Source organism: Pseudomonas ogarae (genome assembly GCF_014268695.2).
GTDB lineage: Bacteria > Pseudomonadota > Gammaproteobacteria > Pseudomonadales > Pseudomonadaceae > Aquipseudomonas > Aquipseudomonas kilonensis.
Map to the genome: position 1 here is coordinate 4,094,536 of NZ_CP077086.1, position 19,624 is coordinate 4,114,159.

Genomic DNA, 19,624 nt, shown 5'->3' on the forward strand with positions numbered 1-19,624 from the left:
CAAAAACCGGCCTCATGGGCCGGTTTTCAACGAAGTTTCATGTTTTTAAGAGTTTTTAACAATTCAGGCCGCCATCGGCACACCACTGTGGAAACGAAACTCCACGTCCGGTGACTCGATCAGCTCCCGCTCGGCGTCACGGACCTTGTCGATCACCTGGGCAATGTCCTTGGCGTCGCCGTACTGGTAAGCCAGTTTCAGGTAACCCTGGAAATGCCGGGCTTCGCTTTTCAGCAAGCCGAAATAGAACTTGCCCAGTTCTTCATCCAGATGTGGCACCAGGGCCTCGAAACGCTCGCAACTGCGGGCCTCGATGAAGGCACCCACCACCAGGGTATCCACCAGCTTGACCGGTTCGTGACTGCGTACCACCTTGCGCAGCCCCGAGGCATAACGCCCGGCGGAGAGCTGGCGCAAGCCGATCTTGCGCTTTTTCATCAAGCGCATGACCTGCTCGTGATGCACCAGCTCTTCCCGAGCCAGGCGCGACATCAGATTGATCAGGTCGACGTGGGAATGGTACTTGGCGATCAGGCTCAGGGCGGTGCTGGCCGCCTTGAATTCGCAGTTCTTGTGGTCGATCAGCATCGTTTCCTGGTCAGCCAGCGCGGCCTGGACCCAGGCATCGGGGGTGCGGCAACCAAGGAATTCGTGAATTTCGGGAAGATTCATGGGGCTCACGGGAAAAGGTAGTCGAGCGAAGGGCGCCGATTATACCGGCCTGCCCCCAGACCACCAGCCACCGCCGTTGATATGCATCAAGTCGAAGACTCATCCACAACAACTAGACTGCCTCACAACAACTATAGTTGAGCAACGCCAGCCTTTTCATTGCAGGAGAACGCCGATCATGCAAGCCATTCGCAGCATCCTGGTGGTTATTGAGCCCGAACATTCGGAAAGCCTGGCGCTCAAGCGCGCCAAACTGATCGCCGGGGTGACCCAGGCCCACCTGCACCTGCTGGTGTGCGACAAAAAGCATGACCATGCCGGCCTGCTCGGCGTGCTCAAGGCCGCACTACTGGCTGACGGCTACAGCGTCACCACCGAGCAGGCCTGGAACGAAAGCCTCCACGAAACCATCATCGACGTGCAGCAGGCTGAAGGTTGCGGGCTGGTGATCAAACAGCACTTCCCCGACAGCCCGCTGAAAAAAGCCCTGCTGACCCCGGCGGACTGGAAGCTGCTACGCCATTGCCCAACCCCGGTGCTGCTGGTGAAAACCGCCGGCTCCTGGAAAGACAAGGTGATCCTGGCGGCCGTCGACGTAGGCAATGCCGACGGCGAGCATCGCCACCTGCACACCACCATCATCGATCATGGCTATGACATCGCCCTCCTCGCCAAGGCGCACCTGCATGTGATCAGTGCCCATCCCTCGCCGATGCTCTCGTCCGCCGACCCGACGTTCCAGCTCAAGGAGACCATCGAGGCCCGTTATCGCGAACAATGCCGGGCGTTCCAGGCCGAATTCGACATCGATGACCAGCACCTGCACATCGAAGAAGGCCCAGCGGACGTCTTGATTCCGTACATGGCGCGCAGACTGCAGGCGGCAGTGACAGTGATCGGCACCGTGGCCCGCTCGGGGTTGTCCGGGGTGCTGATCGGCAACACCGCCGAAGCCGTGCTCGACACGCTGGAAAGCGACGTGCTGGTGCTCAAGCCGCAGGAGGTCGAGGACCATCTGGTGGAGTTGGCGGTCAAGGAATAAACAGACCCTGGCTATAGGCTCTTGTGGCGAGGGAGCTTGCTCCCGCTGGGTTGCGAAGCGACCCTCGCTCTTGATCTTAAAAGTTTCTGGTTCTGAAAAATCCAGGCGTCTGCTGCGCAGCCGAGCGGGAGCAAGCTCCCTCGCCACAAAAGCTCTCGGCCTGTCAGCCGCCAATCGCGTCTTTCAGGAACCCCGGCGCGATATAGCGCTGGTAATGGGCTTCGGACAGAAGGAAAAACTCCCGATCAATGGCATCGCGCAGATCCGGCAGATCCCAGTCGCGAAACTCCGGCATCAGCACCATGCCGTAGGCCTCCAGGTTGTTGATCACCCGCGCGCCCCGGGCGATCAACTGATAGGCCCAGCAATATTCCGACTGGTGCGGCACAAAGCGGATCTTGCGCGACTCCAGTTGCTGGCGAAGCAATACCGGGTCGAAAACCTCCAACTTGGCCACCATCACCTGCACCAACAACTGCTCGAGCCGCATCCACACCGCGCGTTTTTCGTCCTCGTTGTAGCCGTTCCAGTGAATCACTTCATGGTGGAACCGCTTGCAGCCACGGCACACCAGGTCACCGTAGACAGTGGAGCAAAGGCCGACGCAGGGGGTCTTGATGAGCTGGTTGGGCATAAGGAAACGCACACGCAAAAGCAGGACAGGCCGGCATGTTAGCCCTTTGTCTAAGATTGATCACCCCTCAAACTTCCAGGCCCAACTTACCTTTAATTTTTTTTTCCCGTAGAATCAGCCAGCCTTTTAAGGCGCCAATGTCCGTTAGAAGCTGTTTTCAAAGCGTCACGAGCACAGTCGTTCCTTCAGAGCGGTGTTGGCGAAGGGTCTTTCCAGCGGGGAAAGCCCAACGCCAACCCTCATCAGCTCCCCGTTCTGCAGGCGTAAAACTTTGAAAGCAGCTTCTGTGAGGAACGTGCGGAAACTCTGGCGTGGTGGCTCAAAAAGCCGCCGACGCGCATGAGTACCGTGGGTTCCTGGATGAGCGTCCCGGACACCCATTTGGGACCACTGATGAGGGTAATAACTGTGCTTGAAGCCTACCGCAAACATATCGAAGAGCGCGCAGCCCTGGGTATCGTTCCCCAGCCGCTTAACGCCGAACAAACCGCAGGCCTGATCGAGCTGCTGAAAAATCCTCCGGCTGGCGAAGAAGCTTTCCTCGTTGACCTGATCACCAATCGCGTTCCGCCTGGAGTCGACGAAGCCGCCTACGTCAAGGCCGGTTTCCTGTCCGCCCTGGCCAAGGGCCAGGCCCAATCTCCTCTGCTGGACAAAAAGCGCGCCGTTGAACTGCTCGGCACCATGCAGGGCGGCTACAACATCGTGACCCTGGTGGAACTGCTGGACGACGCCGAACTGGCGCCGGTAGCTGCCAAGGAACTCAAGCACACCCTGCTGATGTTCGATGCCTTCCACGACGTGGCTGAAAAAGCCAAGAACGGCAACGCTCACGCCCAGGCCGTGCTGCAATCCTGGGCCGACGGCGAGTGGTTCAAGAACCGCCCGGTGCTGGCCGACAAGATCAGCCTGCGGGTGTTCAAGGTCACCGGCGAAACCAACACCGACGACCTGTCCCCTGCCCCGGACGCCTGGTCCCGCCCGGACATCCCGCTGCACGCCCTGGCCATGCTGAAAATGGCCCGTGACGGCATCGTTCCGGACGAGCAAGGCAAGACCGGCCCGATGAAGCAGATCGAGGAAATGCGCGGCCAGGGTTTCCCGATCGCCTACGTCGGTGACGTGGTCGGTACCGGTTCCTCGCGTAAATCGGCAACCAACTCGGTGCTGTGGTTCTTCGGCGACGACGTTCCTTTCGTTCCAAACAAGCGCGCCGGTGGTTTCTGCTTCGGCAGCAAAATCGCTCCGATCTTCTACAACACCATGGAAGATGCCGGCGCACTGCCTATCGAGTTCGACGTTTCGAACATGAACATGGGCGACGTGATCGACCTGTACCCGCATGCCGGCAAAGTCTGCAAGCACGGTACCGATGAAGTCCTGACCACCTTCGAAATGAAGACCCCGGTCCTGTTGGACGAAGTCCGTGCCGGCGGCCGTATTCCGCTGATCATTGGCCGTGGCCTGACCGAGAAGGCTCGCGCCGAGCTGGGCCTGCCAGCGTTCGACCTGTTCAAGAAGCCTGAAGCACCCGCTGAAAGCACCAAGGGTTTCACCCTGGCGCAGAAGATGGTCGGCAAGGCTTGCGGTCTGGCAGAAGGCCAAGGCGTGCGTCCTGGTACCTACTGCGAACCGAAAATGACCACCGTGGGCTCCCAGGACACCACCGGTCCAATGACCCGTGACGAACTGAAAGACCTGGCGTGCCTGGGCTTCTCGGCTGACCTGGTGATGCAGTCCTTCTGCCACACCGCGGCCTATCCAAAGCCGATCGACGTGACCACCCACCACACCCTGCCTGACTTCATCATGACCCGCGGCGGCGTTTCCCTGCGTCCGGGCGACGGCATCATCCACTCGTGGCTGAACCGCATGCTGCTGCCAGACACCGTGGGTACCGGTGGTGACTCGCACACCCGTTTCCCGATGGGCATCTCGTTCCCGGCCGGTTCGGGCCTGGTCGCGTTCGCCGCTGCCACCGGCGTCATGCCGCTGGACATGCCGGAATCGATCCTGGTGCGCTTCAAGGGCAAAATGAAACCTGGCATCACCCTGCGTGACCTGGTTCATGCCATTCCGTACTTCGCCATCCAGAATGGTCTGCTGACCGTCGAGAAGAAAGGCAAGAAAAACGCCTTCTCCGGCCGCATCCTGGAAATCGAAGGCCTGGAAGGCTTGACCCTCGAACAGGCTTTCGAACTGTCCGACGCCTCGGCCGAACGCTCGGCTGCCGGTTGCACCATCAAGCTGTCGAAAGAGTCGATCACCGAGTACCTGCAATCCAACGTCACCCTGCTGCGCTGGATGATCGGCGAAGGCTACGGTGATGCACGTACCCTGGAACGTCGCGCCCAAGCGATGGAAGCCTGGATCGCCAACCCGCAACTGATGGAAGCCGATGCCGACGCCGAATACGCCGAAGTCATCGAAATCGACCTGGCCGACATCAGCGAGCCTGTGCTCTGCGCGCCAAACGATCCGGACGACGCCCGTCTGCTGTCCAGCGTTGCTGGCGAGAAGATCGACGAAGTGTTCATCGGTTCGTGCATGACCAACATTGGTCACTTCCGCGCTGCCGGTAAGCTGCTGGAGCAGGTCAAGGGCCAGCTGCCAACCCGTCTGTGGCTGTCGCCGCCGACCAAGATGGACGCTCACCAGCTCACCGAAGAAGGCTACTACGGCATCTACGGCAAGGCCGGTGCACGGATGGAAATGCCAGGCTGCTCGCTGTGCATGGGTAACCAGGCACGCGTCGAGCCGAACTCCACCGTGGTGTCGACTTCGACCCGTAACTTCCCGAACCGTCTGGGTGACGGCGCGAACGTCTACCTGGCTTCGGCCGAACTGGCGTCCGTTGCTTCGATCCTGGGTCGCCTGCCGACCGTCGAGGAGTACATGGAATACGCTGGCAAGATCGACAGCATGGCAGCGGACGTGTACCGCTACCTGAGCTTCGACCAGATCGCCGAGTTCCGTGAGGCGGCTGCAAACGCCAACATCCCGGTCGTTCAAGCCTAAAGCTTAAAACGCCCGACTGAAAACGCCGCCCTTCTTGCGAGGGGCGGCGTTTTTTTATGCCTGTCTATTTGAGGGGAAGTGCCTTTTTTGGGGACATATCCGTTGCTGCGGTAACGGCTGCTTAGGGTTCCGCCCTGACGGCGGCTCACTTTTGAAAAGCCCGGGAGCCGGCCCAGTCAAAAGTAAGCAAAACGCTCTTGCCCCACCACTCGGTGCCTCGCCTAGGCTCGGCATGCCCTCACTCCGGCATTGCTCCGTGGGCCCGCCGCGAAGGGCCATCCATGGCCCAGCGCGGCTATCCCGGCATCCATGCCGGGATGCCCACTGCGCAATGCCTGCGTTCGGCCAGCGTGGTTTAACGGGGCGTCCAGATCAAGATCCAAAGCAAGAGCAAGAGCAAGAGCAAGAGCAAGAGCAAGAGCAAGAGCAAGAGCGGGATACATGCCAGCATCTATGTGGCTGAGCCTCCGCTATCGCGAGCAAGCTCGCTCCCACAATGGGATCTGAGTACGACCGGGAGAACCAGGTCGGCCGTTAGGCCGCCTCGCGGTGGACGTTGATCTCGGCGCCCCGTTAACCACGCTGGCTGAACGAAGGTATTGCGCAGTGGGCAACCCGGCATGGATGCCGGGTTAGCCGCGCTGGGCCATGGATGGCCCTTCGCGGCGGCCCACGGAGCAATACCTTCGTTCAGGCATGCCTCGCCTAGGCGAGGCACCGAGTGGTGGGGCAAAGCGCTTTTGGTTACTTTTGGCTGGTCCGGCTCCCGGCTCTTCCAAAAGTGACCCGCTGTAAGAGCGGAACCGCCAGTGGCCGTTACCGCAGAAACGGATATACACACCAACCTCAAAAATCACGCCCCCCCCCCCACAAAAGGCCTAAGCCAAGAGGGAGTAAACCAACGCCGTAATCGCCACCAAACCCACCAACGTAACGAAGACATTCGAAGCCTGGCCACGATATCGGGCCATGGCCGGAACTTTGCGAATGGCATACATCGGCATCAGGAACAGGATGGCCGCGATGACCGGCCCGCCCAGGGTTTCGATCATGCCCAGGATGCTCGGGTTGAGGGTAGCGACGATCCAGCACACCACCAGCATGAACGCCGCAGTGAGCCGGTCCAGGGTCTTGGGCGCCGGGCGGCGACCGCTCTTGACGATCAAGCCCTTGAGGCCTTCGCTGGCGCCGATGTAGTGCCCCAGGAACGACTTGGATATGGCGACAAAGGCAATCAACGGCGCGGCAAAGGCGATAGTCGGGTTGCTGAAATGGTTAGCCAGGTACGACAGGATCGACAGGTTCTGCGCCTTGGCTTCGGCCAGTTGCGCCGGGGTCAGGGTCAGCACGCAGCTGAACACGAAGAACAGCACCATCACCACCATCAGCACATGGGCGCGCGACAGGATCTGCGAACTGCGTTCCTCGGCGTTGCCGCCGTAGCGCCGTTTCTGGTCCACCGCAAAGGCCGAGATGATCGGCGAGTGGTTGAACGAGAACACCATCACCGGGATCGCCAGCCACAAGGTATGCAGCAGCGCCGAAGGTTCAGGCGGCGTCGACGCCGTGGTCAGGATGCCGCCGTTCCAGTGGGGAATCAGGAACACCGCCAGGAACAGCAACGCAACGATGAACGGGTAGACCATCAGACTCATGGCCTTGACGATCGCCTGCTCGCCGCAGCGGACCACCGCCAGCAGGCCGAGGATCAGCACCAGGGACAGCACCGCCCTAGGAGGCGGCTGGATATGCAACTGATGCTCCAGGAAACTGCCCACCGTGTTGGTCAACGCCACACTGTAGATCAGCAGGATCGGGAAAATGGCAAAGAAGTACAACAGCGTGATCAGCGCACCAGCCTTGAGGCCGAAATGTTCTTCCACCACTTCGGTGATGTCCGCGCCGTCGCGACCGGACAACACAAAACGGGTCAGGCCCCGGTGGGCATAGAACGTCATGGGGAACGCCAGCACCGCCAGGATCAGCAACGGCCAGAAGCCGCCCAGGCCCGCATTGATGGGTAAAAACAGAGTACCTGCACCGATGGCGGTGCCAAACAGGCCCAGCATCCACGTGGTGTCCTGGCGACTCCACTGGCTGAGGGCGGCTGGGACTGTCGTTTCAAAGCGTTCTTCGACGCTATTGGCCTGATCATTCATCCGGGCGGATCTCCGTATTCCGGTCACATGCACCCGGCCGGGACGAGTCGGAAAAACCCGACAGGCAGCGCCCTGGCCGAAACAGGGGCGCGATTGTCCGGGATTAGTGAGCAGAAGCAAAGACTTAGCTGAGGAGCGGTTATGCATATCAGATCGCTGCCATAGAATTATCCCTGCATTCCTTGTGGGAACGAGCTTGCTCGCGATAGCGGTGGGTAAGCTTGCATCAGCGCTGAACGTACCGCCGCCTTCGCGAGCAAGCTCGCTCCCACAGGTCCTGCTCAAACAGATCTGATGGGTGTACGACCGGAAGAGCCAGGTCGGCTACTAGGCCGCCTCGCGGTGGACGTTGATCTCGGCGCCCCGTTAACCATGTGTCCGGTCCGTACAGCGCTCTTCCAAAAGTGACCCGCCGTCAGGGCGGAACCCTAAGCGGCCGTTACCGCAGAAATGGATATGTACTCACTACTACGACCGAAATGCACATAAAAAGCCAAGCCCCCCTGCCCCCGGCTCCTACAATCAGGTTGAATACGTGAAATCGCCCCAGCGCCCACAGGAGCCCAGCATGACCGCAACCGTTCTGGTACTGGTTGAAACCGTCAATGAATGCCTGCCGATTCTCGAGAAGCAGGGTTACCACCTGGAATTGGCGCCCACGCCTGCCGAACGCAAGACGGCGATTTTCGAACACGGTGAACGCTTCAGCGCAGTGCTGACCCGCGGCCCCCTGGGTCTGACGGAGGAAGAGATCGCCGCCCTGCCCAACCTGAAAATTATCTGCGTGATCGGTGCCGGTTACGAACAAGTAGACCTGCAGGCCGCGCGCCATCGGGGCATCGTGGTCACCAACGGCGCCGGGGTCAACGCGTCGTCGGTAGCCGACCATGCCATGGCGCTGTTGCTGGCGCTGGTGCGCGACATACCCCACTCCGATGCCGCCCTGCGGCGGGGCGAATGGCCAAGGGTTGCGCGCCCTTCCCTGGCGGGCAAGCGGCTGGGCGTGTTGGGCCTTGGCGCGGTGGGCATGGCAATCGCCAAGCGGGCCGCCCTGGGCTTTGACATGAGTATCAGCTATCACAATCGGCGGGTGCGCAATGACGTGCCCTACACCTTCTGCGCCACTCCCACGGAACTGGCGCGGGTTTCGGACTTCCTGATCGTCGCCACGCCAGGCGGCCTGGATACCCGGCAATTGATCAACAAGCAGACCCTCGATGCGCTCGGCCCCAAAGGATTTCTGGTGAACGTCGCCAGGGCCAGCGTGGTTGCTACCGCCGATCTGATCAGCGCCCTGGAGCACCGGCGAATTGCCGGAGCGGCCCTGGATGTGTTCGATCACGAGCCCGAGGTGCCGCAGGCGCTGAAAAACCTGCCCAACGTCGTCCTCACACCCCACGTGGCCGGCCTGTCACCGGAAGCGACCCGCGCAATGGTAGAGCTGGTGGGCCAGAACCTGACCGCGTTCTTTTCCGGCAAACCGGTGTTGACGCCAGTACCGTGGCCCGACGAGGAGCGTTAGAGGACGCCCAATAACGTCCACAAGCGCCGGGATTCGGCATCGGCACTGATCAGTTCCCCCAGCAACTCGCTCAACGGCTTGTTACCCCACTCCACGCCGCGTCGGATCAGGTAGGGCACCGGGCTGTGGGGTTCGGTGCGGGCCAGGTAACCGGCGATGACCAGTAACTGTCGGTAGGCCTCTTCACGATTGGCCGGTTCCTGGAAAACCTGGGCAGGTGCCGCCTGCGGCTGGGACGTCGACGTCGTGGTCGCCGGGGACGTTTGCACCGGCGCGACGGTGGGTTGCTGTGGGTGCATCGCGATGAACTCCTCTACCAGTGCCAACAAGGCCTGCATCACGTCCTGCAGGGATTTGTAGCCCGGGGCCAGGTTGCCCAGGTAAGCGTCGCTCCAGGCTTCGAGCCGTTGCAGATGTTGCAGGCTCAACATCAGGCTGCCCTGGCGATGCAACCAGAACGACAAGGGTGTGTTGCGAATCAGTTCGCTGAGCTTCTTTTGATCGTTGCGCGCCGCTTCGGCCGAGGCCTTGGCGTTCTTGCTGTCGTTGACCAACACTTGCTGGCGCTGCAAGCGTTGCCAGTCGTCCAGGCAGAAAGCGGCGAAGGCCTGTTCCCGGCCGTCGAACAACGGCACCCGCGTCAGCAGCACTTCGCTGTAGCGACGGGCCAACCACTCCAGGGGGATCACCCGCCATGACTGGTCGCCTTCCTCGGCCTGGGGGTGCAACTGCTCCGGATAGCGCTCACACAGCCCTGCCACCAGCGCCAGGCTGCCCGGCAACCCTTCCAGCCCAGCCATATGCAGCCAGGCCTCCCCCAGCCAGGCGCTGATCATCAGGTCCTTGCTGCGTTCAAGCAGCAACGTGGTCGCGAGCCGTTCCAGGTCTGGCCACAGGGCGCGCTTGATCGAAGACTGCCACACACCGGTGGGCAGGCTGGTGTCGTCCTCCCGGCGCAATTCGCGCAACTGGTCATATTCCGGTTCGTAGCGCAGGTCCGGGCCACAGGGCGATTCGGCGCTGATCGGCTCGAGCAACTGGCTGACCAGCTCAGGCAAAGGCGATATCGGCAAGCTCACAGGCCCTCCTCACGAGTGGCAATGGCGGGGCTCGATGCGGTCGCCATGAAAGGTGAACGGGGCGCCCGCGTCGGCAGCGGCGGGATCGACAGGGGCAGCTTGGAGCCCTGGCTCATCAACGACAGGCGCATGAACATCAACGTTTGCTGCGCCGTGCGGGCCTGGGTCTGGGCGGTCACCGGCAGTTGCAGGGCCAGGGGAAAATCGGTGTAGTCGACATTCGGCTGGCGCTGACTCGCCACCTGCGAGCGCATCAGGCGCAGCAATGACCAAGGTCCCTGGTACTCCCAGCCGGCCTCCAGGTCGCGCACCACCAGGTTCGGTTGCAGCGGGTCGTTGGCCGGACGCTGGTAGCCGTTGCGGGCCCAACGCAAGGTCAGGCGCACGGGCTGGCCGACCATCCAGCGCAGGTTCGGCTGGCCGCCGCCGGGGTAGCTGATCTGTTGGTTGCCGGCGTCCAGGCTCCAGGCGATCACCTGGTCGGCGCCGCGTTCTTCATCGCGATCGGTGCGCCAGCGCACGTCCATTTCCACCCCAAGGATGCCACTCTTGTCGCGCACGAACAGCGGCCCGAGCCAGGTACCAGCCTGTTTCAAACGGTTGAGGAAATCCTCGGCCGCCAGCCGGTCAGGTGTCTGGCTCAACGTCAGCCCGGCCTGGGCCAGGGGCAGGTGCGTGTCGATCAGCTCCAGCAAATGCTGGACCCGCGCCGGGTCGGCATCGCTGGCCCGCACGTCCTGGGAAAACGGAAAGCGCCCGGCCAGGTATTGATTGAAATAGTTGGCCAGGTCATTCCAGGCGGCCGCGGCCTGGTTCTGTTGCAGGTACAAGCAACGTTGCAAGGCGCCCTGCTGCAACGCGACGGTGCGCAGGGCCAGGTCACCGCGTCCGCCGGGCAGGCTGGAGGTCTGCAAGATCTGCGCGCAGGAAGTGGTGTCCATGGCGATAAAGTCCCGGCTCACCAATTGTTCCAGTTGGGCCGCCGAGCTGGCCGGGTTCTGGTTCTTGTACTTGAGCAATTCATCGTTGAGGGCCATGAAGCGTGCCACCTGGTCGTGTTCCAGGGCCGACAGGTTGTCCTGCTGGACGATCAACCATTCCAGCGCCGGCATTCGCTGCTCGGCGATCTGCAGCATCGCGCCGAATTGCTGGGCCAGGTTCAGCTTCAGGTCCTGTGGATCGCTGGCACCGTAGAGTTGCAAGCCGAAGTTCTTCGAACCGTCCCAGCGCTGGACATCGGCCCGCTGGCTGAACAGCGGCTGGGCATCGATTTCGTCCAGGCCACTCTTGAGTTGCGCCAGTGCCCGGCGATTGAGCAGACGTTGGAAACGAATCGCCAGGTCGCTACGGTGCACGTCCATGAAGGCTTTTTGCAGCGCAACGGCCTGGGTCGTTTGCACATTGAAGCCCATGCCAGGCAACGCCTCGTCGCTTTCATCCAGGCTCAACCACATGGCCCGGGCCGCAGCGCCTTCAGCGGCCTGCATCAGCGCATCACGGTAATCCGGCGGAATGCGCGGCATTTCTTCATTGGCATAGCTCTTGTAGCTGGCGAAGTAGTTCAGCGCGACGCTGAAATCATCGCTGCCATCGCCCTGGCCCATCGAATCGGGGTTGTTGCCCGACGGATCCTTCTGCATGGCCAACGCCACGAAATCACGCTTGAACAACGCCTGCACCGCACCGTCCAGCGCCGTGACATGGTCTTGCAAAACCAGCAGGCCACTGCCCTGCTGCACCAGCAGATTATCCCGTGAACCGGTCTGGACGATCCACTGGTCACGAAAGCTCTGCTGGAGTTTCGCCGCCTGACTCTCCAGGTCCTGCTCGATATCCGGCCCCAACAACGTGCTGTGGCTGACCTTGTCCAGCATCTGGCTGTAGCCGGGTACCAGGTCCTGGCCCTTGCCCCGGCCCCAAGCCGAATTGGTCAGGCTGACCAGCGTCTGCAAATCGTCGATCAGCGCCATCAGGTCCTCGAGTTCGCTCAACGAATTGCCACTGCCGGCCTCCAGCCGTTGCAGGTGCAGCTTGAGGTAACCGGCCTGACGCACGAAGTTGTCCGCCAGGAAGTAATGGTCCAGCCAGCGCTGCATCAGGCCGGTGAAATTATCGGAGATCACCGGGCGCGCGGCGTTCAGGTCCAGCCCTTTCAAATCGCTGTTCTGGGCATCGAACAGCACCCGGTTATAGAACCGTGGCCGGCTCAAGGTGCCGGTGTTGAGACCCAGGGACAAGGCGGTGTTGCTCAGTTGCACCAGTTCGTCCAGCGGTGCCTTGGGATCGTTCACCACCTGGCTGAACATCTGGTTGTGCTGCTCAAGGCGTACCGCGAGCTCCACCAGTTCCTTGGCCTTCACATAACTCTGCCATTGCGCCGGGTCTTCGTTCTCCACATTGCCCCGCCGCTCAGTGTTGCGGATGGACTTGAGCTGTTCCAGGTCGGAATTGAGCAGGTCCCGCAAGGGCAATATCCAATGGTGCCGAGCCGTCAGGCGCAACCCATTCTCCAGTTGCGTGTCCACGGAAGAGAACCACGAAGTAGGAAAGACCACCGAGACGAAGCGCCAGCTCGGGGCCTTTTCCAACATGTTCCAGTAGTTCTGCACGTTGTGTCGGGTCGGTTCCAGCTGCGGTTCGTCAGGGTCGACCACGAGATGGTTCTTATGGGTGCTGAGGATCAACCGCGACAGCCCTTCGGCTTGTTCCACCGAATCGTGCCAGACCCAGACCATGCCACCCAACCAGACCAGGCCCACCACCAACGCCACCGCGCCGACCAACCGATGCCCGCGCTGGCGCAGGCGCAACAGCCGCGGCACAGGCTGGGCCAGGCCACTCTCAGCCACCAGCCGTCGTGACCACAATTGCCGGGCGAACACGGTTTGCCGCTGGGCACTGTCGGCGGCGGTCAAACCATCACCGCTGACAACCGGCGCCTGGCTGGCAGTGAAATACACCCCGCGACAACGCGGTGCTTCGCCTTGGGCATTGCCCTGGAACACCGGCTCCAGCAGGATTTGCAAGGCCCGTCGCAAGCCTTCGAAGCGCTCCGGCAACCCATAAAGATCGCTGCCCAATTGCCCCGACAGCGCACCGATCTCGATGATCGACTGCGACAGCGCCGCGTTGACCTGATCCAGGGCCTGGTCACTCCACTGCGACTGCCAGGCCGCATCCGGCAAATAGGGCGAGGACCAGCCCAGCATCGATTCACGCGCCTCGGCGGGCAGCGCGCTGACCAGTTCCTGGACCCCGGGCAGTTCTTCCATCCCGGTGATCACCACGTACACCGGCAGGCTGAGGCCGAACCGTTGCAACAGGTCGATAAAGCACCGCCGGACCTTGAGGCTCAGCTCGGTGGTGTGCTCGATGTCGTCAAGGGTGCTGAAAGGTACGGTCCAGATCACCGCATCCAATGGCCGCTTGCTGCGCAAGCGCAACATCAGCCCCAGCAGGCGCCACCAGTTGCCCCGTTGCCGGTTCATGCCGTCATCGGGCAGGAACAACGCCTGGGGCACCACCAGCACCGAGCCCTCGGCATCGGAAAACCAGCGCCCGAACCAGGCCACCTTGTCGGTCGGTTGCAAGCGCCATTGGGCGCACAACTGGGCGCCATCGCTTTCGTTGCCGAGCATCATCAGCCAGGGCATCTGATAGCGGTCCCGGGTGCCCTGCTCCTGCTCCATGCGGTGCACCGCCCCATAGAAACTGCGGATCGCCGCCCCGCCCTGGGTACGCAGCCACCAGATCAGGGCCGCGATCAACAGCACCACGACGATGGCGAGCACCACCAGGGCAACGATGCTCAGGGGGCTCATGAATCCAGCTCCTGAACCACCGCCGACTCGTTCAGTTGCAACACCGGTTCGAGCTCCGAACGGATGTCACGCCAGAACACCTGCCCCAAGCCGGTCAGCAGCAACACCATCGCCAGGATCGCCAGCCCCAGGCGAAAGCCGTCCGGCAGCGATTGCTGCACTGGCATGCGCACTGGCGGCGTCGCCGAAGACAGCGCCAGGCGCTGGCTGACGTCGACGTAATCAGGGTCGTGTTGCCAGGCGAAGGTGAACAGCGCCACGCGCCACTTGGCATGTTGGACCTGGCCCGGCTCGCCACGCAATCGCCCCTGGAACCCGAGGATCAGGCATTGCAGGTAGACATTCGCCAGGTCGCGGGTGCCAGGCATCTGCTCGTCCAGCAGTTTCTTGATCGCCGCCGGCAAGCGCTCGCCGGCCTGGCGGCTGGCATACATGCGTGACTCGAGGGGGTGCTGCTGCCACGCCAGTTGTCCGGGCCAGGGGCTGAACAGCAAGGTTTCGTCCACCAGCGCCACGAAGGCGTAGACCAGCGCCTTGACCTGCTCGGTCGCTGCATCGCCGACGGTGGCGAAGGCCACCCGCCACAGACGCTGGGCGCTGCGCCCGGAGAACTCCACCACCCGATTGACCAATACCGCAGGGTCGCTGTCCTTGGGCAAGTCTTGCCACTCCTGGGACCACTTCAGCCAAGCCTGGCGAAAAGCGCTGCTCAGCGGCGCCTCATGCAGACTCCGAACCGCCCCGCCACTTCCATCAGGCATACGACTCCCCTTTTGCGATCAGGCACTTTCACTGGCTTGCGCCACGAACAACACCACTTGCCACGGGCTGCTGGCCTGGGCCGATGCCGGTGCCACGATGTGCAGCGGCAATTGCGCGTCGAACCATTGCCCGCTGGCGGCCACCACAAACAAACGGGTGTCCTCGCCCACGCTGTAGGCCACCTGTTCGTTGCGGCTCATGGCCTGGTGGGGCAGACCGCTCATGCGTTGTCGGCTGAGCAGCGGGATGTGCCGCGCCGACGCGATGATCGCCCCGCGCAACCAATCGGCCGCGGCCTGCTCACTGGCGCCGTTGGGCATGCGCAGGCCGATCACCAGGCGTTGCTCCGGCTCATCGTCAGGCAACTGGATCGAGAAGACCTGCTCATCGCGCTCGAAGGCCAGGCTGCGATAGCCGGCGCGAACCAGTTCCAGGGTGGTTTCCAGCCAGTCGAGCAACGGTTCATAGCCGCGCTGCAATTCGAGGAAGTCCAGCGGCGCGAAGGCCGGGACGCCCGCCAGCGGATCGAGGGCCGACCAGCTTCCAGCCAGCCCCAGCAGCAAACCGTAGAGCGCCTGGGGCGTGGCCACCCGGGTGTTCAGCGCCCCTTCGACTTCCGGCAAGCGCGCCCACAAGGCGGTCAACTGCCGGCGGATCTCCATGGCATCGTCCTGGTTGCCAGCCGCCTGGGCCTGACGCAAGCGACCGGCGAGAAACATGCACTTTTCCCGGGCCCGGGCGCACACCCCGGCGACCCGTCGACCGAGGGCCGATTCCGGCAACAGGATCGGCGTCGGTGGGGTGTAGGGCACGCGCCAGAAACCACCGCCCTCCTTGCGGATGCGCAACAGCGGCAGGCAGATCGAATCGGCCTTGCTCAGTTGCGTGCACAGCCTCGGGTTGGGTCGCCAGACGGTGATCGACTCGGGAAATGCACCGCTGGTGAGGTCTGGCAACGCCTCGCCGACCACCGATTGCAGGCGCCCCTTGAGCGGCACCAATTGCCCGGCGCGCCACAGTGGGCTGACGGCCAGGTACACAGTCACGGTGGCGTCGTCGGTCTTGTCGATCGCCTCGGTGATGTCCAGCTCCAAGATCGGCCCGAGGCCGGCCTGCAGGTTGACCGGCAAGCCGTCCGGCAAGGTGCCTTGCAGTTGCAGCAGCCGCACCTGGCCGGCGCTGAGGGCCGAAGGATCGACTTCCAGCTGGCTGACCCCCCAGAACCAAGGGTTGCAGGCCCCGGCAAAATACGCGGCCAGCGCCTCGGCACGCAGCCCTTGCAATTGAAAATGCTGGGGCAGCAATTGCATGCCCTCATGCCAGCACACCGCGTCAGGTAACAGACTCATACGACTCCCTTCGACATCCCAATGTCGCCGCGCATGGCGGCCCGCGGTCACTCAAGGCTGGCTGTCAGCGAGCCGCATCATTCACGAGGGTCATCTCGCGACTGTCGAACTTCAGCCAGGCCTTGCGCTGATCGTCCAGCCGAAGCCGGTGGGCTCCGGGAGTGTTATAGCTGGCGAAGACCAAAAGTCCAGCGGCGCGCCGGCCCTCCAACGGGAAGGGTTGGCGGTCGATGAATTGCCCAGGGACCAGCTCCAGCCCCCACACCGACATGAGTTGACGATAGTCGCGCTGGAACTGTTCGCGCTCGGCGAACCACTGGCTGGCGGTGATGCCCGACAGCTGCTTGAGCAGGTCCGGGTCGTTCACCGCGATGAAGTCCACGGCGATCGGCGTGTCGTCATTGGCACGGGGTGCGACGTCCAGGGTCAGGCTGTCCAGGTCGACACTGGGCGCAAAAAGCGAGCAACCGGTGAGTGCCAGGCTCAAAAAAAATCCGAAAAAAAATCCGCGCAAAATGAATCTTCCTTTTCTCAGCGGTCAAAAATTGTTTTTGCTTGCTTTTTTATAGACCTGTTCTAGCGTCTTGGGTAGTTCGACCCACACGGTCGAATGCGCCAGGTTCGTCAAGGGAATGACAGGTTTTCTGCCGTCCATTTGCAACCTGTGGATCAGCAAGGGAATGCGATGAGCGGGACTCCCGATGCATTGCGCCCACATATGCATCGGAGTCGGCCGCCATGGCAGAAAGTACCCAGCACAAGCTCGACAGAGTCCGTCCTCCCCGCGTCCAGATCACCTATGACGTGGAAATCGGCAATGCCATCGAGAAAAAAGAATTGCCACTGGTGGTCGGCATTCTGGCCGACCTCTCAGGCAAGCCACTGGACCCGCTGCCCAAGCTCAACGAGCGGCGCTTCACGGAAATCGATCGGGATAATTTCAACGAGGTACTCGCCTCCATCTCGCCCCGCGCCACACTCCAGGTGAACAACACCCTCAGCGGCGACGACAGCAAGCTCAACATCGAACTCAACTTCCGTCATATCGACGACTTCGACCCGGTCAAGGTCGTGGAGCAGGTCACGCCGCTGCGCCGGTTGTTCGAAGCGCGCCAACGCCTGCGGGACCTGTTGACCAAACTCGATGGCAACGACGACCTGGACAAGCTGCTGCGCGACGTGATCGCCAACACCGAAGGCCTTCAGGAAATCAAGTCGGCGCGCCCCCAGGACGTACCGCCAGAGCTGCCCGCCGTGGCCGCCAACGATGACCCTGCCCCGGCCGAACCACAGGCCTGATCGCGCGCATCATTCAAGGGAGATAACGCCATGCCTGCTTCATCCAGCGCTCAAACCAGCGAGAGCACGACCCAGACCCTGTCCCTGCTGGACAAGATCATCGCCGAGGGCCGCATGGCCCACGACGACAGCCAGCAAGACTACGCCCGCGACATGCTGGCCGAATTCGCCACCCAGGTCCTCGACGAAGGCATGGCCATCGACAAGGACACCGTGGCGATGATCAACGACCGCATCAGCCAGATCGACCAGTTGATCAGCGCCCAGCTCAACGAAGTGCTGCACCACCCTGACCTGCAGAAACTCGAAGCCTCCTGGCGCGGCCTGCACCTGCTGGTGCAGAACACCGAGACCAGCACCCGGCTCAAATTGCGCCTGCTCAACGTCACCCAGAAAGAACTGCAGAACGATCTGGAAAAAGCCGTCGAATTCGATCAGAGCGCGCTGTTCAAGAAAATCTACGAGGAAGAATACGGCACCTTCGGCGGGCACCCGTTCAGCCTGCTGGTGGGCGACTACACCTTTGGCCGGCATCCCCAGGACATCGGCCTGCTGGAAAAACTCTCGAACGTCGCCGCCGCCGCACACGCCCCGTTCATTGCCGCGGCCAGCCCGCGGTTGTTCGACATGACCAGCTTCACCGAACTGGCGATCCCCAGGGACCTGTCAAAAATTTTCGAGAGCCAGGAGCTGATCAAGTGGCGCGCCTTCCGTGAAAGCGAAGACTCGCGCTACGTGTCCCTGGTGCTGCCGCACTTCCTGCTGCGCCTGCCCTACGGCCCGGACACGCTGCCGGTGGAAGGCATCAACTACGTCGAAGACGTCAACGGCACCGACCACAGCAAATACCTGTGGGGCAACGCCGCCTGGACCCTGGCGCAACGCATCACCGAAGCCTTCGCCAAATATGGCTGGTGCGCAGCCATTCGCGGGGCCGAGGGCGGTGGCGCGGTCGAAGGCCTGCCGGCCCATACGTTCCGCACCAGTTCCGGAGACCTGTCGCTCAAATGCCCGACCGAAGTGGCAATCACCGACCGCCGCGAAAAAGAACTCAACGACCTGGGCTTCATCTCCCTGTGCCACAAGAAAAACAGCGACGTGGCGGTGTTCTTCGGCGGCCAGACCACCAATAAGGCCAAGCTCTACAACACCAACGAGGCCAACGCCAACGCGCGGATCTCGGCGATGTTGCCGTATGTGCTCGCGGCCTCGCGCTTCGCCCATTACCTGAAGGTGATCATGCGTGACAAGGTCGGCAGTTTCATGACCCGCGACAACGTGCAGACCTACCTCAACAACTGGATCGCCGACTATGTGCTGATCAACGACAACGCGCCGCAAGAGATCAAGGCGCAGTACCCGTTGCGCGAAGCACGGGTGGACGTGACGGAAGTGGCCGGCAAGCCAGGCGCCTACAAGGCCACGGTGTTCCTGCGGCCACACTTCCAGCTGGAGGAGCTGACCGCCTCGATCCGCCTGGTGGCGACCCTGCCGCCGCCGGTAGCTGCCTGACCACGGTGTGGCTCTGTGGCTGTGTGGCTGGAGAGCTTTTGTGGCGAGGGAGCTTGCTCCCGCTGGGCCGGGCTGGCGCTCCAGCGCGAAGCGGCCCTGTTTTTTGGGACTGCTGCGCAGTCCAGCGGGAGCAAGCTCCCTCGCCACAAAAAGCTTTAAAGCTTTCTAGCCACAGCAAGCGCCTTGGCCACAGGTTAATTCATCGGTACCGGACACTACCTCATTCGTCTTCTTCAGGAGTTCCACACAATGGATGCAATCATTCTCGACCTCGGCGGCGACATCAAGGGCGACAGCCTGCTGGAGGGTTTCACGGACAAGATCGAGGTCATGTCCTACAGCCACAACGTGGCGATGCAGGTCACCAACGACGTCAGCAACTCGGAGCGCACCTCCGGCCGGCCCCATATCGGCGAGTTCACCCTGACTAAATTCGTCGACAGCTCCACCCCCACCCTCAATGAGTATTGCTGCGCCGGCAAGCCGATCCCGCAAGCCGTCATCACCATCGGCCGCAACGCCGCCGAGGGCAGCGGCAAACTCATGCCGTTCATCATCTACACCCTGACCAACGTCGTGCTGTCCAACGTCAGTGTCAGCGGCGGCACCGGCGGCAAACCGGTGGAAACCCTGTCGCTGAACTTCACCAAGATCAAATGGGAGCTCACCGCGCAGAAAGACGACGGCACCAAGGAAGGCACGGCGGGCACGACCTGGGACCTGGCCGCCAACAAAATGACCAAGTAAGGAAGCCG

The 19,624-nt window shown here is 62.1% G+C and carries 14 protein-coding genes; 6 read left to right on the forward strand and 8 right to left on the reverse strand.

Annotation, left to right across the window (positions count from 1 at the left end; translation table 11 throughout):
* Window positions 1–63: 63 nt before the first annotated feature.
* Window positions 64–672, reverse strand: a complete 609-nt coding sequence (locus tag HU749_RS17760; RefSeq protein ID WP_186650808.1) for a MiaE family protein — start codon at window positions 670–672, stop codon at window positions 64–66.
* A gap of 178 nt (window positions 673–850) precedes the next feature.
* Between HU749_RS17760 and HU749_RS17765 the strand changes: the two genes are divergently transcribed.
* Complete coding sequence (locus HU749_RS17765) at window positions 851–1,714, forward strand: universal stress protein (RefSeq protein WP_079305617.1); 864 nt, start codon at window positions 851–853, stop codon at window positions 1,712–1,714.
* Between the two features lie 163 nt (window positions 1,715–1,877).
* Here HU749_RS17765 and HU749_RS17770 read toward each other — a convergent pair whose 3' ends face one another.
* A complete protein-coding gene (locus HU749_RS17770; protein ID WP_003202781.1) occupies window positions 1,878–2,348 on the reverse strand; it encodes a DUF1289 domain-containing protein in 471 nt (156 codons plus the stop codon).
* 408 nt (window positions 2,349–2,756) lie between these two features.
* Here HU749_RS17770 and acnB point away from each other — a divergent pair, with 408 nt between their 5' ends.
* A complete protein-coding gene (gene acnB, locus HU749_RS17775; protein WP_079305615.1) occupies window positions 2,757–5,366 on the forward strand; it encodes a bifunctional aconitate hydratase 2/2-methylisocitrate dehydratase in 2,610 nt (869 codons plus the stop codon).
* Between the two features lie 878 nt (window positions 5,367–6,244).
* Here acnB and HU749_RS17780 read toward each other — a convergent pair.
* Window positions 6,245–7,525 (reverse strand): serine/threonine transporter, encoded by a 1,281-nt coding sequence (locus tag HU749_RS17780; protein WP_079302314.1) that lies wholly within the window; start codon window positions 7,523–7,525, stop codon window positions 6,245–6,247.
* A gap of 568 nt (window positions 7,526–8,093) precedes the next feature.
* On the opposite strand from HU749_RS17780, the gene HU749_RS17785 reads away from it, so the two are divergent.
* The gene (locus HU749_RS17785; RefSeq protein WP_024617964.1) at window positions 8,094–9,047 is read left to right on the forward strand and encodes a 2-hydroxyacid dehydrogenase; all 954 of its coding nucleotides are present in this window, start codon (window positions 8,094–8,096) and stop codon (window positions 9,045–9,047) included.
* Here HU749_RS17785 and tssA read toward each other — a convergent pair.
* From tssA to HU749_RS17810, 5 genes are all read right to left on the reverse strand, one after another.
* On the reverse strand, window positions 9,044–10,126 hold the full coding sequence (gene tssA / locus HU749_RS17790) for a type VI secretion system protein TssA (RefSeq protein WP_186652022.1): 1,083 nt from the start codon (window positions 10,124–10,126) through the stop codon (window positions 9,044–9,046). The two genes, HU749_RS17785 and tssA, sit on opposite strands and share 4 nt — an antisense overlap.
* Window positions 10,123–13,947: a type VI secretion system protein gene (locus HU749_RS17795; RefSeq protein WP_186652020.1), complete on the reverse strand. Its 3,825-nt coding sequence runs from the start codon at window positions 13,945–13,947 to the stop codon at window positions 10,123–10,125. Before HU749_RS17795 ends, tssA begins: the two co-directional genes overlap by 4 nt.
* The gene (locus HU749_RS17800) at window positions 13,944–14,708 is read right to left on the reverse strand and encodes a DotU family type IV/VI secretion system protein (protein WP_046063978.1); all 765 of its coding nucleotides are present in this window, start codon (window positions 14,706–14,708) and stop codon (window positions 13,944–13,946) included. Before HU749_RS17800 ends, HU749_RS17795 begins: the two co-directional genes overlap by 4 nt.
* 18 nt (window positions 14,709–14,726) lie before the next feature.
* On the reverse strand, window positions 14,727–16,058 hold the full coding sequence (tssK, locus tag HU749_RS17805; protein ID WP_186652018.1) for a type VI secretion system baseplate subunit TssK: 1,332 nt from the start codon (window positions 16,056–16,058) through the stop codon (window positions 14,727–14,729).
* A gap of 64 nt (window positions 16,059–16,122) precedes the next feature.
* Window positions 16,123–16,572 (reverse strand): type VI secretion protein, encoded by a 450-nt coding sequence (locus HU749_RS17810; protein ID WP_186652016.1) that lies wholly within the window; start codon window positions 16,570–16,572, stop codon window positions 16,123–16,125.
* 224 nt (window positions 16,573–16,796) lie between these two features.
* Between HU749_RS17810 and tssB the strand changes: the two genes are divergently transcribed.
* The 3 genes from tssB (at window position 16,797) to HU749_RS17825 (ending at window position 19,616) form a co-directional block, all read left to right on the forward strand.
* Entirely contained in the window at window positions 16,797–17,357 is a 561-nt protein-coding gene (gene tssB, locus HU749_RS17815) for a type VI secretion system contractile sheath small subunit (RefSeq protein ID WP_003202799.1), read from the forward strand.
* Window positions 17,358–17,387: 30 nt separating this feature from the next.
* Window positions 17,388–18,869: a type VI secretion system contractile sheath large subunit gene (tssC, locus tag HU749_RS17820; protein ID WP_014337906.1), complete on the forward strand. Its 1,482-nt coding sequence runs from the start codon at window positions 17,388–17,390 to the stop codon at window positions 18,867–18,869.
* A gap of 249 nt (window positions 18,870–19,118) precedes the next feature.
* The gene (locus HU749_RS17825; protein WP_046063980.1) at window positions 19,119–19,616 is read left to right on the forward strand and encodes an Hcp family type VI secretion system effector; all 498 of its coding nucleotides are present in this window, start codon (window positions 19,119–19,121) and stop codon (window positions 19,614–19,616) included.
* Window positions 19,617–19,624: the final 8 nt, after the last annotated feature.

Bases quoted from the DNA above. Each gene is read 5' to 3' on its own strand.
- HU749_RS17765 (WP_079305617.1), top strand. From the start codon at position 851: ATGCAAGCCATTCGCAGCATCCTGGTGGTTATTGAGCCCGAACATTCG.
- HU749_RS17795 (WP_186652020.1), bottom strand. From the start codon at position 13,947: ATGAGCCCCCTGAGCATCGTTGCCCTGGTGGTGCTCGCCATCGTCGTG.
- HU749_RS17760 (WP_186650808.1), bottom strand. From the start codon at position 672: ATGAATCTTCCCGAAATTCACGAATTCCTTGGTTGCCGCACCCCCGAT.
- HU749_RS17825 (WP_046063980.1), top strand. From the start codon at position 19,119: ATGGATGCAATCATTCTCGACCTCGGCGGCGACATCAAGGGCGACAGC.
- tssC (WP_014337906.1), top strand. From the start codon at position 17,388: ATGCCTGCTTCATCCAGCGCTCAAACCAGCGAGAGCACGACCCAGACC.
- tssK (WP_186652018.1), bottom strand. From the start codon at position 16,058: ATGAGTCTGTTACCTGACGCGGTGTGCTGGCATGAGGGCATGCAATTG.
- tssB (WP_003202799.1), top strand. From the start codon at position 16,797: ATGGCAGAAAGTACCCAGCACAAGCTCGACAGAGTCCGTCCTCCCCGC.
- HU749_RS17785 (WP_024617964.1), top strand. From the start codon at position 8,094: ATGACCGCAACCGTTCTGGTACTGGTTGAAACCGTCAATGAATGCCTG.
- HU749_RS17780 (WP_079302314.1), bottom strand. From the start codon at position 7,525: ATGAATGATCAGGCCAATAGCGTCGAAGAACGCTTTGAAACGACAGTC.
- HU749_RS17800 (WP_046063978.1), bottom strand. From the start codon at position 14,708: ATGCCTGATGGAAGTGGCGGGGCGGTTCGGAGTCTGCATGAGGCGCCG.
- HU749_RS17770 (WP_003202781.1), bottom strand. From the start codon at position 2,348: ATGCCCAACCAGCTCATCAAGACCCCCTGCGTCGGCCTTTGCTCCACT.